This is a genomic window from Pseudomonas alcaligenes (assembly GCF_041729615.1).
Taxonomy (GTDB): Bacteria; Pseudomonadota; Gammaproteobacteria; order Pseudomonadales; family Pseudomonadaceae; genus Aquipseudomonas; species Aquipseudomonas alcaligenes_B.
This window is the reverse complement of record NZ_CP154874.1, coordinates 3,165,819-3,181,926: the sequence shown is the minus strand read 5'-3', so window position 1 is coordinate 3,181,926 and position 16,108 is coordinate 3,165,819. Positions and strand designations below refer to the sequence as shown.

General features: G+C 67.3%; 13 protein-coding genes and 1 pseudogene. 5 read left to right on the top strand and 9 right to left on the bottom strand.

Annotated elements, in window-relative coordinates:
* Positions 1–45 precede the first annotated feature (45 nt).
* Entirely contained in the window at positions 46–525 is a 480-nt protein-coding gene (locus AAG092_RS15360) for a YajQ family cyclic di-GMP-binding protein (protein ID WP_110683866.1), read from the bottom strand.
* A 121-nt stretch (positions 526–646) separates the two neighbouring features.
* On the opposite strand from AAG092_RS15360, the pseudogene AAG092_RS15355 reads away from it, so the two are divergent.
* From AAG092_RS15355 to AAG092_RS15340, 4 genes and pseudogenes are all read left to right on the top strand, one after another.
* Positions 647–1,639 (top strand): annotated as a pseudogene (locus AAG092_RS15355) (response regulator); the annotation flags it as partial.
* Positions 1,636–2,550 carry a putative 2-dehydropantoate 2-reductase gene (locus tag AAG092_RS15350; RefSeq protein ID WP_373387333.1) on the top strand — a complete coding sequence of 305 codons (915 nt, stop codon included), beginning with the start codon at positions 1,636–1,638 and terminating at the stop codon, positions 2,548–2,550. The pseudogene AAG092_RS15355 and the gene AAG092_RS15350, both read left to right, overlap by 4 nt.
* A 46-nt stretch (positions 2,551–2,596) precedes the next feature.
* Positions 2,597–4,618: an ATP-binding protein gene (locus tag AAG092_RS15345; RefSeq protein ID WP_373387332.1), complete on the top strand. Its 2,022-nt coding sequence runs from the start codon at positions 2,597–2,599 to the stop codon at positions 4,616–4,618.
* 1 nt (position 4,619) lies between these two features.
* Positions 4,620–5,198: a cob(I)yrinic acid a,c-diamide adenosyltransferase gene (locus tag AAG092_RS15340; RefSeq protein WP_373387331.1), complete on the top strand. Its 579-nt coding sequence runs from the start codon at positions 4,620–4,622 to the stop codon at positions 5,196–5,198.
* A 3-nt stretch (positions 5,199–5,201) separates the two neighbouring features.
* Here the strand turns inward: AAG092_RS15340 and AAG092_RS15335 are convergent, their stop codons facing one another.
* The 4 genes from AAG092_RS15335 to secA all read right to left on the bottom strand — a co-directional run bounded on the left by AAG092_RS15335 (position 5,202) and on the right by secA (position 10,970).
* Positions 5,202–6,143: a Nudix family hydrolase gene (locus tag AAG092_RS15335; RefSeq protein ID WP_373387330.1), complete on the bottom strand. Its 942-nt coding sequence runs from the start codon at positions 6,141–6,143 to the stop codon at positions 5,202–5,204.
* Positions 6,140–6,772: a glutathione S-transferase family protein gene (locus tag AAG092_RS15330; protein ID WP_373387329.1), complete on the bottom strand. Its 633-nt coding sequence runs from the start codon at positions 6,770–6,772 to the stop codon at positions 6,140–6,142. Before AAG092_RS15330 ends, AAG092_RS15335 begins: the two co-directional genes overlap by 4 nt.
* Before the next feature lie 133 nt (positions 6,773–6,905).
* Positions 6,906–8,138 carry a bifunctional glutamate N-acetyltransferase/amino-acid acetyltransferase ArgJ gene (argJ, locus tag AAG092_RS15325; RefSeq protein WP_110683859.1) on the bottom strand — a complete coding sequence of 411 codons (1,233 nt, stop codon included), beginning with the start codon at positions 8,136–8,138 and terminating at the stop codon, positions 6,906–6,908.
* Positions 8,139–8,237: 99 nt separating this feature from the next.
* Positions 8,238–10,970 (bottom strand): preprotein translocase subunit SecA, encoded by a 2,733-nt coding sequence (secA, locus tag AAG092_RS15320; protein WP_110683858.1) that lies wholly within the window; start codon positions 10,968–10,970, stop codon positions 8,238–8,240.
* A 232-nt stretch (positions 10,971–11,202) separates the two neighbouring features.
* Between secA and AAG092_RS15315 the strand changes: the two genes are divergently transcribed.
* Positions 11,203–11,655 carry a DUF721 domain-containing protein gene (locus tag AAG092_RS15315; protein WP_373387328.1) on the top strand — a complete coding sequence of 151 codons (453 nt, stop codon included), beginning with the start codon at positions 11,203–11,205 and terminating at the stop codon, positions 11,653–11,655.
* Positions 11,656–11,738: 83 nt separating this feature from the next.
* Here the strand turns inward: AAG092_RS15315 and lpxC are convergent, their stop codons facing one another.
* From lpxC to AAG092_RS15295, 4 genes are all read right to left on the bottom strand, one after another.
* On the bottom strand, positions 11,739–12,650 hold the full coding sequence (gene lpxC / locus AAG092_RS15310) for a UDP-3-O-acyl-N-acetylglucosamine deacetylase (RefSeq protein WP_110683856.1): 912 nt from the start codon (positions 12,648–12,650) through the stop codon (positions 11,739–11,741).
* Between the two features lie 109 nt (positions 12,651–12,759).
* Positions 12,760–13,959, bottom strand: coding sequence for a cell division protein FtsZ (gene ftsZ, locus AAG092_RS15305; RefSeq protein ID WP_110683855.1), 1,200 nt, complete (start codon positions 13,957–13,959; stop codon positions 12,760–12,762).
* A gap of 51 nt (positions 13,960–14,010) precedes the next feature.
* A complete protein-coding gene (gene ftsA, locus AAG092_RS15300; protein ID WP_373387327.1) occupies positions 14,011–15,255 on the bottom strand; it encodes a cell division protein FtsA in 1,245 nt (414 codons plus the stop codon).
* Positions 15,256–15,270: 15 nt separating this feature from the next.
* Positions 15,271–16,062 carry a cell division protein FtsQ/DivIB gene (locus AAG092_RS15295; RefSeq protein ID WP_373389607.1) on the bottom strand — a complete coding sequence of 264 codons (792 nt, stop codon included), beginning with the start codon at positions 16,060–16,062 and terminating at the stop codon, positions 15,271–15,273.
* Positions 16,063–16,108 lie beyond the last annotated feature (46 nt).

Here is a 16,108-nt window from a genome sequence, read left to right as displayed (position 1 = left end):
GCGAAGGGTGTGAGCATGGGACGGCGCAGCAGCGCCCGGGTTCCCTCAGTCGCGGAAGTTGTTGTACTGCAGCGGCATGCCCAGGTCCTGGCCGCGCAGCAGGGCGATGGCCTCCTGCAGGTCGTCGCGCTTCTTGCCGGTGATGCGCACCTGCTCGCCCTGAATGGCGGCCTGCACCTTGAGCTTGGCATCCTTGATCAGGGCGACGATCTTCTTCGCCAGCTCCTTGTCGATGCCCTCGCGGAAGGTCACTTCCTGCTTCATCACCTTGCCGGAGGCGTAGGCGTCCTTGGTCTCCATGCACTGGCAGTCGATCTTGCGTTTGATCAGGCTGCTGCGCACTATGTCGAGCATCTGCTCGAGCATGAATTCGGCCTCGGCGGTCAGGGTGAGGGTCTTGTCCTTGCTTTCGATGCTGCACTTGCCGCGCAGATCGAAACGGCGGTCGAGTTCCTTGATGGCGTTGTCGACCGCGTTGGTCAGTTCGTGCTTGTCCAGTTCCGACACCACGTCGAACGAAGGCATGGCTTTGCTCCTGATGGACGGCGCGATCGCCCTCACGGACCGAGCGCGCCTGACTTGACGATAAAAATGGCGCGCCCATTATAACCAGACTGATACACGCCGTTCGGCCCTGCTGCGGCGCCCCCATCTCTTCCAGCGAGCACCCTCAATGCCCAACCCCCATCTCAGCATCCTGGTGGTGGACGATGCCAAGTTCTCCAGTGCCATGATCGGCCGCGCCCTGAGCCAGGCCGGTTACCAGGATGTGCGCTTCGCCAGCAGCGCCGCCGAAGCCCTGCGCCTGCTGGAAAAACGCCCCGCCAGCGTGCTGCTGGCCGACTGGCTGATGCCGGAGATGGACGGCCTGGAGCTGACCGGACGGGTGCGCCAGCTGGACGAGACGGCCGAGCACTACACCTACGTGATCCTGCTCACCGGCAAGGAGGGCGAGAACGTGCTGGTGGAGGCCTTCGACCGCGGCGTCGACGACTTCATCAGCAAGGCTGCGATGAACGAGCAACTGGTGCCGCGCGTGTACGCCGCCGACCGCCTGTGCAATACCCTGCAGCGCCTGCTCAACGAAAACCGCATGCTCACGCAGAACATCGCCAGCCTGGAGCAGCGCAACCTGGTCGACCCGCTGACCGGCCTGGGCAACCCGCGCTACCTGCAGCAGAAGCTGCAGGACAGCCTGCGCCAGGTGGAGTCGCGCGGCGGCGCCGTGTGCTACCTGCTGATCGGCCTGCAGGAGGGCGAGGCGCTGCGCCGCCAGTATGGCAACGGCTTCTGGAACGAGGTGCTGCACGGCGTGGCGCGGCGCCTGCAGCAGCTGGTGAGGCCGCTGGACGTGTTGACCCGGGTCGACGACACCCACTTCGGCATGATCGCCCTGCTCGATGACCTGCAGGAGTGCTCGCCGAGCAGCTTCAAGCGCCTGCACGAAGGCCTCAACCTCAAGGCCTTCAAGACCAGCGAAGGCTTCATCAGCCTCAAGGCCGGCATCGCCTTGGTCGGCCTGGACGCCAAGGCCCTGCCGATCGATCCCCAGCAACTGCTCGCCGAAGCCAGCCGCCTGCTGCCAGACTCCTACGCCAGCGGCCGGGTCGGCGCGGTGCGCCTGCCGTTGCAGAAGTGAACGGCTGGCACATCCTCGGCGCCGGCAGTCTGGGCAGCCTGTGGGCCACCCGCCTGGCTCGCGCCGGCCTGCCGGTACGCCTGATCCTGCGCGACCAGGCCGCACTGACCCGCTACCGCGCCGCCGGTGGCCTGACCCTGATCGAAGACGGCCAGGCCAGTCTGCACCCCATCACAGCGGAAACCCCGCACAGCGATATGCCCATCCGCCGCCTGCTGCTGGCCTGCAAGGCCTATGACGCCGAGGAAGCCGCCGCCAGCCTGGCACCGCGCCTGGCTCCCGGCGCCGAACTGATCCTCCTGCAGAACGGCCTGGGCAGCCAGGAAGCAGTGGCCGCGCGCCTACCACGGGTACGCTGCATCTTCGCCTCCAGCACCGAGGGCGCCTTTCGCGAGGACGCCTTCCGTGTGGTGTTCGCCGGCCGCGGCCACACCTGGCTGGGCGTACCGGGCCAGCCGCAGGCCCCAGCCTGGCTGGATGAGCTGCACGGCGCCGGCATTCCCCACCAGTGGACGGCACAGATTCTCGAAAAGCTCTGGCGCAAGCTGGCGCTGAACTGCGCGATCAATCCCCTGACCGTGCTGCACGACTGCCGCAACGGCGGCCTGCGCGACTGGCCCGGGGAAGTCTCCGGACTCTGCGCCGAGCTGGCCGAGCTGCTGCGCGCCGCCGGCCAGCATGCAGCCGCCGCGGGCCTGCACGACGAGGTGCTGCGGGTGATCGACGGCACCGCCGCCAACTACTCCTCCATGTATCAGGACGTGGCCCACGGCCGCCGCACCGAGATCGCCTACCTGCTCGGCCATGCCTGCCAGGAGGCCGAGCACCTGCACCTGCCCGTGCCGCAGCTGCAGGCGCTGCTGCTGCGCCTGCGCGCGCACCTGCACGCCCGCGGATTGCCCCTGTCCTGATCGGGCGCTACCCTGCCCCCTCCGCCCTGCATTGGAAGCCGCGCCCTTGACCCGCCTGCGCCAGCGCCTCGACAACCTGCCGGTCGGCCGCAAGCTGCTCGCCGCCCTGCTGGTGCTGCTGGCCACGGTGATGCTGGTGGCCAACCTGACCTTCATAAGCGCGGCCTACTGGATCTCCCAGGAAAGCGTCGCCCCGCAGGCCCTGCACACCCTCGGCCGGCTGATCGCCAGCCCCGAGCTGAGTGGCCCGGCGCTGTCCTCGCCGGAGTCCGCGCGCACCCTGCTGGCACGCCTCGACCAGTACGCGCCGTTGCGCGCCGCCGCCCTCTATGACGGCCAGGGCAACCGCCTGGCCGAACTGCAGCTGGGCCAGCCCCTGCAGCTGCCATCTCGTAGCGACGAGCTGGAGCACTGGCGCCAGGGCGAGTTCCGCGCCACCCAGGTGATCGACCTGCCGCAGCCGGACAAGGCCCCAGGACGCCTGCTGCTGGTGGCCTCCAGCGAGTTGCCCGGCGCCTTCTACACCGGCACCGTGACCGCCAGCGCGATCATCCTGGTGTTCAGCGTGCTGCTCTGGACCCTGATCGCCCGCCAGGTGCGCCGCCTGATCACCCGGCCGATCCGCAAGCTGGAGGAGCTGTCGCGCCAGGTCACCCGCGAGGAGAACTACTCGCTGCGCGCCGCCCGCGGCAACCAGGACGAGATCGGCAGCCTGGCCGACGCCTTCAACACCATGCTCAGCCGCATGGAGGCTCGCGAACAGCAGCTCAAGCGCGCCCGCGACGACGCCGAGAGCGCCTTCGCCCAGGCGCAGAGCCTGGCCGAGGAGACCCGCCACTCCAACCGCAAGCTGGAGCTGGAAGTGCAGGTGCGCAGCAAGATCGAGAAGAAGCTCACCGGCTTCCAGAACTACCTGAACAACATCATCGACTCCATGCCCTCGGCGCTGATCGCCCTCGACGACCAGCTCTACGTCACCCAGTGGAACCAGGAGGCCAGCGCCCTCTCCGGCACGCCGCTGGACGAGGCGCTGAACCAGCCGGTGTTCCTCGCCTTCCCCTCGCTCAAGCCCTTCCTGCCGCAGCTCAAGCGCACCGCCGAGCGGCACAAGGTGGAGAAGATCGAGCGGGTCACCTGGCAGCGCGACGAGGAACCGCACCACTACGACCTGACCTTCTACCCGCTGATGGGGGCCGGCGGCCGCGGCGTGGTGATCCGCATCGACGACATCACCCAGCGTCTGTCACTGGAGGAGATGATGGTGCAGTCGGAGAAGATGCTCTCGGTCGGCGGCCTGGCCGCCGGCATGGCACACGAGATCAACAACCCGCTGGGCGCCATCCTGCACAACGTGCAGAACATCCGCCGGCGCCTGTCGCCGGAGCTGGTGAAGAACCAGGAGCAGGCCGTGGAAGTCGGCATCGCCCTGGACGATGTCACCGCCTACCTGCAGGCCCGCGAGATCCCCCAGCTGCTCGACGGCATACAGCAGGCCGGCTCGCGCGCCGCCAAGATCGTCAGCCACATGCTCGCCTTCAGCCGCCGCAGCAACCGCCAGCTGCTGCCCTGCGACCTGCCGGCGCTGATCGACCAGGCCGTGGAGATCGCCGGCAACGACTTCGACCTGACCGAGAGCTTCGACTTCAAGGCGATCGCCATCGAGCGCGACTTCGACCCGCAGCTGGGGCCGGTGCCGGCCACCGCCAACGAGCTGGAGCAGGTGATCCTCAACCTGCTGAAGAACGCCGCCCAGGCCATCCACCAGCGCGACGACGAGGACGAGCCCGGGCGCATCGTCCTGCGCACCCGACTCAGCCCGCCCTGGGCGGAAATCCAGGTGGAGGACAACGGCATCGGCATGCCCGAGGCCGTGCGCAAGCGCATCTTCGAGCCCTTCTTCACCACCAAGGAAGTCGGCCAGGGCACCGGCCTGGGCCTGTCCGTGTCGTACTTCATCGTCACCAACAACCACAAGGGCCAGATGGAAGTGCATTCCACCCAGGGTCAGGGCACCTGCTTCACCCTGCGCCTGCCGCTGGCCCCCGCAAACGAAGGCATGAGTCACTGAGATGGGTTACCGACTGAGCAAGATCTACACGAAGACCGGCGACAAGGGCGAGACCGGCCTGGCCGACGGCCGCCGGGTGGGCAAGGACCACCCGCGGGTGGAGGCCATGGGCGAGCTGGACAACCTCAACAGCCAGCTCGGCCTGCTGCTGGCGGACCTCGCCGAGCAGCAGAGCCAATGGCCGGGACTGAGGGAAATCGGCGAGGTCCTGGCGCCCTGCCAGCACCGCCTGTTCGACCTCGGTGGCGAGCTGGCCATGCCCGACTACCAGGCCCTGCAGGAAAACGAGGTGCAACGCCTGGAAGAGGCCATCGACCGCTGGAACGAGGAGCTCGGCCCACTGGAGAACTTCATCCTCCCCGGCGGTTCGCGCCTGATCGCCCAGGCCCATGTCTGCCGCAGCCTGGCGCGCACCGCCGAGCGCCGCTGCCAGCACCTCAACGCGGTGGAGCCGCTGCGCCCGGTGGGCATGGCCTACGTCAATCGCCTGTCCGACCTGCTGTTCGTCGCTGCCCGGCTGATCGCCCGCCGCCAGGGCATCGGCGAGGTACTCTGGCAGGCGGCGCGCCAGGACGACTGAGGCCTAGAGCGGCCAGAACGCGCGGATGCCGGCCACGCCCTGGGCGCCGGCGCGCCAGGCGCGCTCGCGGTCCTGCGGGCCGACACCGCCGAGCAGGTAGGCCGGGAGGTTGCTGCTGCGCAGCAGCTCGGCCGCCTTGTCCCAGCCCAGCGGCGTGGCGTCCGGATGGGTCTGGGTCGCCTGCAGCGGCGACAGGGTGACGAAATCCACGCCCATGCGCGCGGCCAGGGCCAGCTCCTCGGCATCGTGGCAGGAGGCGGCCAGCCAGCGCTGGCCGGGGAAAGGCCGGCCATTGGCCGCGTACTGGCGCAGCTGCGCGGCGGTCAGGTGCCAGCCGGCGGCGGGGAAGTCGCCCAGCCACTCCAGCGGCCCCTTGAGCATCAGCTGAGCCTTGCCGGCGCACAGGCCCTGGATGTCCACCGCCAGGTCGCGGTACTGCGGGTCGAACATGTTCGGCGCACGCAGCTGGATCAGACGGATACCGGCGGCCAGGGCCGCGCGCACGCCTCGCAGCAGCTCGGCGGGCTCCAGGCCCTCCGGGGTGATCAGGTAGCTGTCGGGCAGACGCGCCGCCGCCACTATCGGCTGGTTGGCCGCGGGAAACTCGTAGTCGAGCAGCTCGCGGCAATCGACCCAGGCCAGCGGCTGGCCTTCGGCACCGTGCGGCTCGCCAGTGAAGGATGAAACCTCCCAGACATCCAGCAGCACCTGCTTGTCCGGGTAGTCGTGGTGCACCTGGATCAGCGGTCGGGCCGCCTCCACGCGGATCCCCAGTTCCTCCGCCAGCTCACGGGCCAGGGCGCTCTCGACCGCCTCGCCCGCCTCCACCTTGCCGCCGGGGAATTCCCAGAGGCCGCCCTGGTGCTTGTCCTGCGGGCGCTTGGCGATCAGCACCCGGCCGTTCGCGCCGCGGATCACCGCGGCGGCCACATGAATGCGTTTCACCCCGCAACCTCCTGCAGCGCCGCCTGGTACCAGCGCTGGAAGGCCGGCCAGCGGTAGATGGTCTCGACATAGGCGGCGGCCTCTGTCGGCAGGCTCACCCGGTAGCTGCGCAGGCGCGCCGCCACCGGTGCGTAGAAGGCGTCGGCGATACTGGCGTGGCCGAACAGGAAGGGGCCGTCCTGGCCGAAGCGCTGGCGGCAGTCGGCCCACAGGCGGCACACGCGATCGATGTCGGCCTGGACCTCGGCAGGCACCTCGGTCAGGGCCTGGTCGCGCGCCAGGTCCATGGACATGTGGCTGCGCAGGGCGACGAAGCCGCTGTGCATCTCGGCGCAGACGCTGCGCGCCACCGCGCGGGCATACTGGCCACGCGGCCACAGGTGCGCCTCGGGGCAGTACTCGGCGAGGTATTCGGCGATCGCCAGGGAATCCCAGATCGGGCCTTCCTCGGTGTACAGCACCGGCACCTTTCCGGTCGGCGAATGGGCCAGCAGGCGGGCGCGGCTGTCCGGCCGGTACAGGCGCTCGAGGATTTCCTCGTAGGGTTCGCCGGTCAGCTCCAGGACCAGGGCCGCACGCAGCGACCAGGAGGAGTAGTTCTTGTCACCGATCACCAGCTTGAGAGGCATGTCGTTCTCCTGTGGGGCTTGTGTACGGAGCGTACGCGCGCCGGGCGCATGCGGACAATTCCACCTGCGCATGGGCCCATGAATCTGCGGAATGCCGGCGAGATATAGGCCGGGGATACCCCGGCCCGGCCGCTCAGGTACGGTACTCGGCGTTGATCTTGACGTATTCGTGGGACAGGTCGGTGGTCCAGATGGTTTCGCTGCAGGAGCCACGGCCCAGCTCGATGCGGATGCCGATCTCCTCGCGGGCCATCACGGCCGCGCCCTGGGCCTCGGTGTAGCTGGCGTCACGGCCGCCCTGGCTGGCGATGCGCACCTCGCCCTGGCGTGTGTCGCCGAGGAACACGTCGATCTTGCTCACGTCCAGGTTGGGCACGCCGGCATAGCCGACGGCGGCGAGGATGCGCCCCCAGTTGGGATCGGAGGCGAACAGCGCGGTCTTGATTAGCGGCGAGTGGGCCACGGCGTAGGCCACGTCCAGGCACTCCTGGTGGTTGCCGCCGCCGTTGACCTGGACGGTGACGAACTTGGTGGCGCCCTCGCCGTCGCGGACGATGGCCTGCGCCACTTCCATGAACACCTCCAGCACCGCCTGCTTGAGCTTGGCGAACAGTTCGCCGGAGGCCTCGCTGATCTCCGGCAGGGCGGCCCGGCCGGTGGCGATCAGCATGCAGCAGTCGTTGGTCGAGGTATCGCCGTCGATGGTGATGCGGTTGAACGACTTGTTCGCCGCGTCGCGCACCAGGTCCTGCAGCACGGCGCGCGCCACCTTGGCGTCGGTGGCGATGTAGCCGAGCATGGTGGCCATGTTCGGGCGGATCATCCCGGCGCCCTTGCTGATGCCGGTGACGGTGACGGTCACGCCGTCGTGCTGGAACTGGCGGCTAGCGCCCTTGGGCAGGGTGTCGGTGGTCATGATGCCGGTGGCGGCCTCGGCCCAGTGGTCTTCGTCGAGATCGTCCAGGGCGGCCTGCAGAGCGCCCTCGATCTTGGCCACCGGCAGCGGCTCGCCGATCACCCCGGTGGAGAACGGCAGCACCGCGCTCTCGTCCACGCCGGTCAGCGCGGCCAGCGCAGCGCAGGTGCGACGGGCATTGGCCAGGCCATCCGGGCCGGTACCGGCGTTGGCGTTGCCGGTGTTGGTCAGCAGAAAGCGTACGTCGCCGGCCATGCGCTCGCGGGTGACCAGCACCGGCGCGGCACAGAAGGCGTTGGTGGTGGTCACTCCGGCCACCCGCGAGCCCTCGGCGCAGCGCATCACCACCACGTCCTTGCGCCCCGGGCGCTTGATGCCGGCGGAGGCGATACCGAGTTCGAAACCGGGAACGGGGTGCAGCTTGGGCAGGGGACCGAGACCGACGGCCATAGGAAACGCTCCTTCGTGGGCAGTGAAGCGGGAGGTGGAAAAACGCCGCGAGCGGCAGAGCCGGTCGCGGCGTTGTCTATATAGCAGGCGCGGCGCCGGTCAGCTCAGCTGGCCGTGGCAGTGCTTGTACTTCTTGCCGGAACCGCAGGGGCACGGCTCGTTGCGGCCGATCTTCGGCTCGCTGCGCACCGGGGCGGCCACCGCCAGGTCGCCTTCGGCCTCGGCGGCTTCGGCCATCGGCATGGCCGAGGCTTCGGCATGCTGGAACTGCATGCGCTCGGCCAGGGCCTCGGCCTCGCGACGCAGGCGCGCCTCTTCCTCGACCGGGTCCTCGCGGCGCACCTGGACATGCGACAGCACGCGGATGGTGTCGCGCTTGATCGAGTCGAGCAGCTCCTGGAACAGGGTGAAGGACTCGCGCTTGTATTCCTGCTTGGGGTTCTTCTGCGCATAGCCGCGCAGGTGGATGCCGTGGCGCAGGTGGTCCATGGTGGCCAGGTGGTCCTTCCACAGGTCATCCAGCACGCGCAGCAGCATCTGCTTCTCGAAGGTGCGCAGGGCCTCGGCGCCGGCCAGATCTTCCTTCTCGTGGTAGGCGGCGAGCAGCTCGGCGAGGATTCTCTCGCGCAGGGTCTCTTCGTACAGCTTGTCGTCTTCGTCCAGCCACTGCTGGATCGGCAGCTTGAGGCCGAAGTCGCTGTACAGCGCGGCTTCCAGGCCGGCGATGTCCCACTGCTCGGGCAGCGACTGCGGCGGGAGGTGCGCGTCGATGGCGGCGTTGAGCACTTCCTGGCGGAACTCGGCGATGGTTTCGCCGATGTTGTCCGCGGCCAGCAGGCTGTTGCGCATGTGGTAGATCACCTTGCGCTGCTCGTTGGCCACGTCGTCGTACTCGAGCAGCTGCTTGCGCATGTCGAAGTTGCGCCCCTCGACCTTGCGCTGGGCCTTCTCGATGGCGTTGGTCACCATGCGGTGCTCGATGGCCTCGCCGGACTGCATGCCGAGGGCCTTCATGAAGTTCTTCACCCGGTCGGAGGCGAAGATGCGCATCAGGTTGTCTTCCAGCGACAGGTAGAAGCGACTGGAGCCCGGGTCGCCCTGGCGACCGGCGCGGCCACGCAGCTGGTTGTCGATGCGGCGCGATTCGTGGCGCTCGGAGGCGATCACGTGCAGGCCGCCGGCCTCGATCACCTGCTGGTGGCGCTTCTGCCAGTCAGCCTTGATCTGCGCGATCTGTTCTTCGCTCGGCGCTTCCAGGGCGGCCACCTCGGCCTCCCAGTTGCCGCCCAGGAGGATGTCGGTACCACGACCGGCCATGTTGGTGGCCAGGGTCACGGCGCCCGGGCGGCCGGCCTGGGCGATGATCTCGGCTTCCTTCTCGTGGTACTTGGCGTTGAGCACCTTGTGCTCGATGCCGGCCTGCTCGAGCAGCTTGGAAACGTACTCGGAGGTTTCGATCGAGGCGGTGCCGACCAGCACCGGGCGGCCCTGGGCCTGGCATTCCTTGATGTCGGTGATGATCGCCTGGTACTTCTCGTCCTGAGTCAGGTAGACCAGGTCGTTGTAGTCCTTGCGCGCCACCGCGCGGTGGGTGGGGATCACCACCACGTCGAGGCCGTAGATCTGGCGGAACTCGAAGGCCTCGGTGTCGGCGGTACCGGTCATGCCGGAGAGCTTCTTGTACAGGCGGAAGTAGTTCTGGAAGGTGGTCGAGGCCAGGGTCTGGCTCTCGGCCTGGATGTTCACCCCCTCCTTGGCCTCGATGGCCTGGTGCAGGCCCTCGGACAGGCGACGACCGGGCATGGTGCGGCCGGTGTGCTCGTCGATCAGGATCACCTGGCCGTTCTGCACGATGTACTCGACGTTGCGATGGAACAGCTTGTGCGCACGCAGGCCGGCGTAGACATGGGTCAGCAGGCTGAGGTTGTGCGCGGAGTAGAGGCTCTCGCCCTCGCCGAGCAGGCCGGCGGCGGTGAGCATCTCCTCGACGTACTGGTGGCCGGCCTCGTTGAGTTCGACCTGGCGGCTCTTCTCGTCGACCTTGTAGTGGCCTTCCTGGGTGACCACGCCTTCCTCTTCCTCGATGTGCTGCTTGAGGCGCGGGATCAGCTTGTTGATCTCGATGTACAGCTTGGAGCTGTCCTCGGCCTGGCCGGAGATGATCAGCGGGGTACGCGCTTCGTCGATGAGGATGGAGTCCACCTCGTCGACCACGGCGAAGTTCAGCTCGCGCTGGAACTTGTCTTCCAGGCTGAAGGCCATGTTGTCGCGCAGGTAGTCGAAGCCGAATTCGTTGTTGGTGCCGTAGGTGATGTCGGCGGCGTAGGCGGCGCGCTTCTCCTCCGGCGGCTGGAAGGGGGTGACCACGCCGACCGACAGGCCGAGGAATTCATACAGCGGGCGCATCCAGTTGGCGTCGCGGCGAGCCAGGTAGTCGTTCACCGTGACCACGTGCACGCCCTTGCCGGCCAGGGCGTTGAGGTACACCGCCAGGGTGCCCACCAGGGTCTTGCCCTCGCCGGTACGCATCTCGGCGATCTTGCCTTCGTGCAGGGTCATGCCGCCGATCAGCTGCACGTCGAAGTGGCGCATGCCCATCACCCGCTTGCCGGCCTCGCGGGCCACGGCGAAGGCTTCCGGGAGGATCTGGTCGAGGGTCTCGCCCTTGGCCAGGCGCGCCTTGAACTCTTCGGTCTTGGCCTTGAGCTGCTCGTCGGACAGGCCTAGCAGCTGTTCTTCCAGGGCATTGATCGCGGCCACTGTCTTGAGCATGCGTTTGACTTCACGCTCGTTCTTGCTTCCAAAGAGTTTCTTCAACAGTGGCGCAAACATATCGGCAGATTCTTCCACTCTGGGGGATGGAGGGCGGCGCAGAAGGCGACCCGGCAGCCGGCTCGGCTGCGTGCAAAGGGGGCATTCTACTCGGAAACGTTGGCGAGAAAAGGGCGAACTCCCACGAGCCCGCCGGATATGCCAAGCAGGCCCGCCTCGCTATATGGGGGCGAGCGCCGACAGCTGCAAGGCCCTTTGCTAACATGCGTGCATCGCCTTCCGGTAGACCGCCATGAGCTTTCGCCCCATCCCCGCCAAGACGCCCAACGCCCTGCTGCGCGAGCACAAGCCGCTGCAGGCGCTGTTCAGCGCCGCCCAGCGCCTGGGCAGGCTGCAGGCGCTGGTGGAGGAGCAACTGGAGCCGGCGGCGCGCGAGCACTGCCAGGTGGCCAGCTGGCATGACGGCTGCCTGCTGCTGCTGACCAGCAACGGCCACTGGGCTACCCGCCTGCACTACCAGCAACGCCGCCTGCAGCGCCTGCTACAGGCCCTGCCGGAATTCGCCGGACTGCAGAAGATCCAGGTCAAGGTGCGCCCGCCGAACCAGCAGGTCGCCACCACCAAGCGCCAGGTCGAGTTGTCGCCGGCCGCCGCCGACAGCCTCAACAGCGCCGCCGAGGGCATCGACGACCCCAAGCTGCGCGCCGCCCTGGAGCGCCTGGCGCGCAATGCCAAGCGCGACTGAGCCGTCGACTCGCAGAGGCTGCAGCCGGAAAAAAACAGGCCACCCGAGGGTGGCCTGAATACAACAGAAGGGAGGGGTATTGCTTACACGGCCGCGACCGGGCGCATGTAGGAGATCGGCGCGGTGCTGGCGTCGTCGAAGATCACCACTTCCCAAGCATCCTTCTGCTCGATCAGGGTGCGCAGCAGACGATTGTTCAGCGCGTGGCCCGACTTGAAGCCACGGAACTCGCCGATCAGGCTGTTGCCCAGCAGGTAGAGGTCGCCAATGGCGTCGAGGATCTTGTGCTTGACGAATTCGTCCTCGTAACGCAGGCCGTCTTCGTTGAGCACGCGGAACTCGTCCACCACGATAGCGTTTTCCACGCTGCCGCCGAGTGCCAGGTTCTGCGAACGCAGGAACTCGATGTCGCGCATGAACCCGAAGGTACGCGCGCGGCTCACTTCCTTGACGAAGGAAGTGCTGGAGAAGTCGACGCTGGCGGTCTGGGTGCGACCACGGAACACCGGGTGATCGAAATCGATCTCGAAGCTCACCTTGAAACCGTCGAAGGGCAGGAAGGTGGCGCGCTTGTCGCCCTCCTCCACCGTCACTTCGCGCAGCACGCGGATGAACTTCTTCGGTGCTTCCTGTTCTTCCAGGCCAGCCGACTGAATCAGGAATACAAAGGGACCGGCACTGCCATCCATGATCGGGACTTCTGACGCCGACAGCTCGACGTAGGCGTTGTCGATGCCCAGGCCTGCCATGGCCGAAAGCAGGTGCTCGACGGTGTCCACCTTGACCTCACCATTGACCAGCGTGGTCGACATGGTGGTCTCACCGACATTCTCGGCGCGGGCGGGGATTTCCACGACCGGATCCAGATCGGTGCGACGGAACACGATACCGGTGTCCACCGGGGCCGGCTTGAGGGTCAGGTAAACCTTCTCCCCCGAGTGCAGGCCGACGCCGGTAGCTCGGATGATGTTCTTCAGGGTGCGTTGTCTGATCATATTGGCTGCTTGTGCGCGTGTTGCGAACTGTTTTCAACAATGGGCGGCGATGATAGCAGAACCGCCCTTTGCTGAACACCAATCACCGATATACTCCTGATAGACAGCATCAATCAGCCTGGCGACGCAGGAAAGCCGGGATGTCCAGATAATCCAGGTCGTCCTGCGTGTTCAGCTTGGCCGCGGCGGCACTGCCGGCGAGGCTCTGGCGCTGAACGGTCGGGCGCTCGTAGTCCTTGTAGTTGACGGCCGGTTGCTCGGCAGCGCGCGGCGCGGCACTGATCGAGGCAGCCGGAGTGGCCACGGCAGCCGCCGCGATGGTGTTGTCGACCACCTTGACCGGCTTCTCGATGCGCGCGCCCAGGCCGGTGGCGACCACGGTCACGTGCAGCTCGTCGCGCATGTCCGGATCGATCACCGCGCCGACCTTGACGGTGGCGTGCTCGGAAGCGAAGGCCTCGATGATCTCGCCCACCGCGGCGTACTCGCCGAGGGACAGATCCAGACCGGCGGTGATGTTGACCAGGATGCCGCGGGCGCCCTGCAGGTTGACGTCTTCCAGCAGCGGGTTGCGGATGGCCGCCTCGGTGGCCTCGCGGGCACGGTTCGGGCCGCTGGCGCAGCCGGTACCCATCATGGCCATGCCCATCTCGCCCATCACTGTTTTCACGTCGGCGAAGTCGACGTTCATCAGGCCCGGACGCTGCATGATGTCGGAGATGCCGCGCACGGCGCCGGACAGCACGTCGTCGGCCTTGGCGAAGGCAGACAGCAGGCTGGCGTCCTTGCCGAGGATGGTCAGCAGCTTCTCGTTGGGGATGGTGATCAGCGAGTCGACGCATTCGGACAGGGCCCGGATGCCCTCGTCGGCGACCTGCATGCGCTTGCGGCCTTCGAACGGGAACGGACGGGTCACCACCGCGACGGTGAGGATGCCCATCTCCTTGGCCACTTCAGCGATGATCGGCGCCGCACCGGTACCGGTGCCGCCACCCATGCCGGTGGTGATGAAGACCATGTCGGCGCCGTTCAGCACCTCGGCGATGCGCTCGCGGTCCTCCATGGCGGCCTGACGGCCGATTTCCGGGTTGGTACCGGCACCCAGGCCCTTGGTCACGCCCGGGCCGAGCTGCAGCACGGTACGCGCGCCGACGTTCTTCAACGCCTGCGCGTCGGTGTTGGCGCAGATGAACTCCACGCCTTCGATGTTGTTCTTGATCATGTGGTTGACGGCGTTACCGCCACCGCCACCCACGCCGATCACCTTGATCACTGCACTTTGCGGCACGTTATCTACGAGCTCGAACATTTCCCCTCTCCTTCCTTTTTAGTTATCGCCTACAGCTACCGCGGTTTCACATCAGAAATTGCCCTGGACCCAGCGTTTAAGCCGCTCCAGCACCGGTGTTTTGGGCTCATCGCCATACTGAATTCCAGGCGCGTGGTAGCCGTCGGACTGTTTCTGCAGCCCGTACATCAGCAGGCCCACGCCTGTGGAATAGATTGGATTACGCACGACGTCGGTCAGTCCCTTGACGCTGTGGGGTACGCCCAAACGCACCGGCATGTGAAAGATCTCTTCGGCCAGCTCGACGGCGCCTTCCATCTTGGCGGTGCCGCCGGTGAGGACGATCCCGGCCGGGATCATGTCCTCGTAGCCGCTGCGCCGCAGCTCGGCCTGGATGAGGGTGAAGAGCTCGTCGTAACGGGGCTCGACTACCTCGGCCAGAGCTTGACGGGACAGCTCCCGCGGTGGCCGGTCTCCCACGCTGGGGACCTTGATGGTTTCCCCTGCACCGGCCAGTTTGGCTAGGGCGCAAGCATACCGAATCTTGATTTCCTCGGCATACTGGGTCGGGGTGCGTAATGCCATTGCAATATCGTTGGTGACCTGGTCGCCGGCGATCGGGATCACCGCCGTGTGGCGGATCGCACCGTCGGCGAAGATGGCGATGTCGGTGGTACCGCCACCGATGTCGACCAGGCACACGCCCAGCTCCTTCTCGTCCTCGGTCAGCACCGAGTAGGCGGAAGCCAGCTGTTCGAGAATGATGTCGTCCACTTCCAGGCCGCAGCGGCGCACGCACTTCTCGACGTTCTGCGCGGCGTTGGTGGCGCAGGTGACCACATGCACCTTGGCCTCCAGACGCACGCCGGACATGCCCAGCGGCTCGCGTACGCCCTCCTGGTTATCGATCACGTAGTCCTGCGGCAGGGTATGCAGCACCCGCTGGTCGGCCGGGATGGCCACCGCCTGGGCGGCGTCGAGCACGCGCTCCAGGTCGGCCGGGCTCACCTCGCGGTCGCGGATGGCGACGATGCCGTGGCTGTTCAGGCTGCGGATGTGATTGCCGGCGATGCCGACGAAGGCCGAGTGAATGCGGCAGCCAGCCATCAGCTGCGCCTCTTCGATGGCGCGCTGGATCGACTGCACGGTGGACTCGATGTTGACCACCACGCCCTTCTTCAGGCCGCGCGACGGACTGGTGCCGATGCCGACTATGTCCAGCTCGCCATCGGCCGTCACCTCGCCCACCAGCGCCACCACCTTGGAGGTGCCGATATCCAGGCCGACGATCATCTTGCCGCTCTGCACGCTTGCCATGGTTCTACCTTCTCCTCAATTCTGCACGGCGGCGGCTTCTGCCGCCGTTGGCGCCACCGGCGCGCGCCAGGCCACGGCCAGGCCGTTGGCGTAGCGCAGGTCGATGCGCGCGATATTCGCGATCTGCTGCTTGAGCACCTTGTCGTGGATGCTGGCGAACCGGCGCATCTTGTCGACCAGGTGATCCCGACCCAGGAGGATCTCCACGCCCTGGGCGGTACTGATGAACCAGCTGCCATGCTCGCGCAGCTCCAGGCTGCTGATGGTGAAGCCCAGCGGCCGCAGCAGCTGGCTGAGCACCTGGTACTGCTGCATCACCTGCTGCTGGGCGCGCTGCGGCCCGGACAGCAGCGGCAGGTGTTCGTAGTTGGCCGCCTCGCGCGGGGCGAAGGCCTGGCCCTGGTTGTTGAGCAGCGCACCATCGCCCCAGCGGGCCACCGGCAGCTGCTCCTCGAGGGTGATCGACACCTGGTCCGGCCACACCCGGCGCACTTCGGCATGGGCGATCCAGGGCATCTGCTCCAGTTCGGCACGCATGCCGGCCAGGTCGACGGTGAAGAAGCTGGCCGAGACGAACGGCGCGATGCGCTCCTGCACCGCCTGCTGGCTGATGTAGCTCAGCTCGCCCTGCACGCTGACCCGGGCGATCGGCCGGTCGGCGTAGGGCAGCAGGCGCTGGGCGCCCTCGTAGGTACCCAGGCCCAGGGCCACTAGCAGCAGCGGCCAGCCCAGGCGCTTGCAGGCGCCCAGCAGGCCGCCGAAGTCCGGCTTGGGCAGGCGCGCGGCCAGCGGCTCCTTGGCCACCATCCGGCTGGCGCCACGCGCAGCGATGGGCTGACGCCGGCTGGCGCCC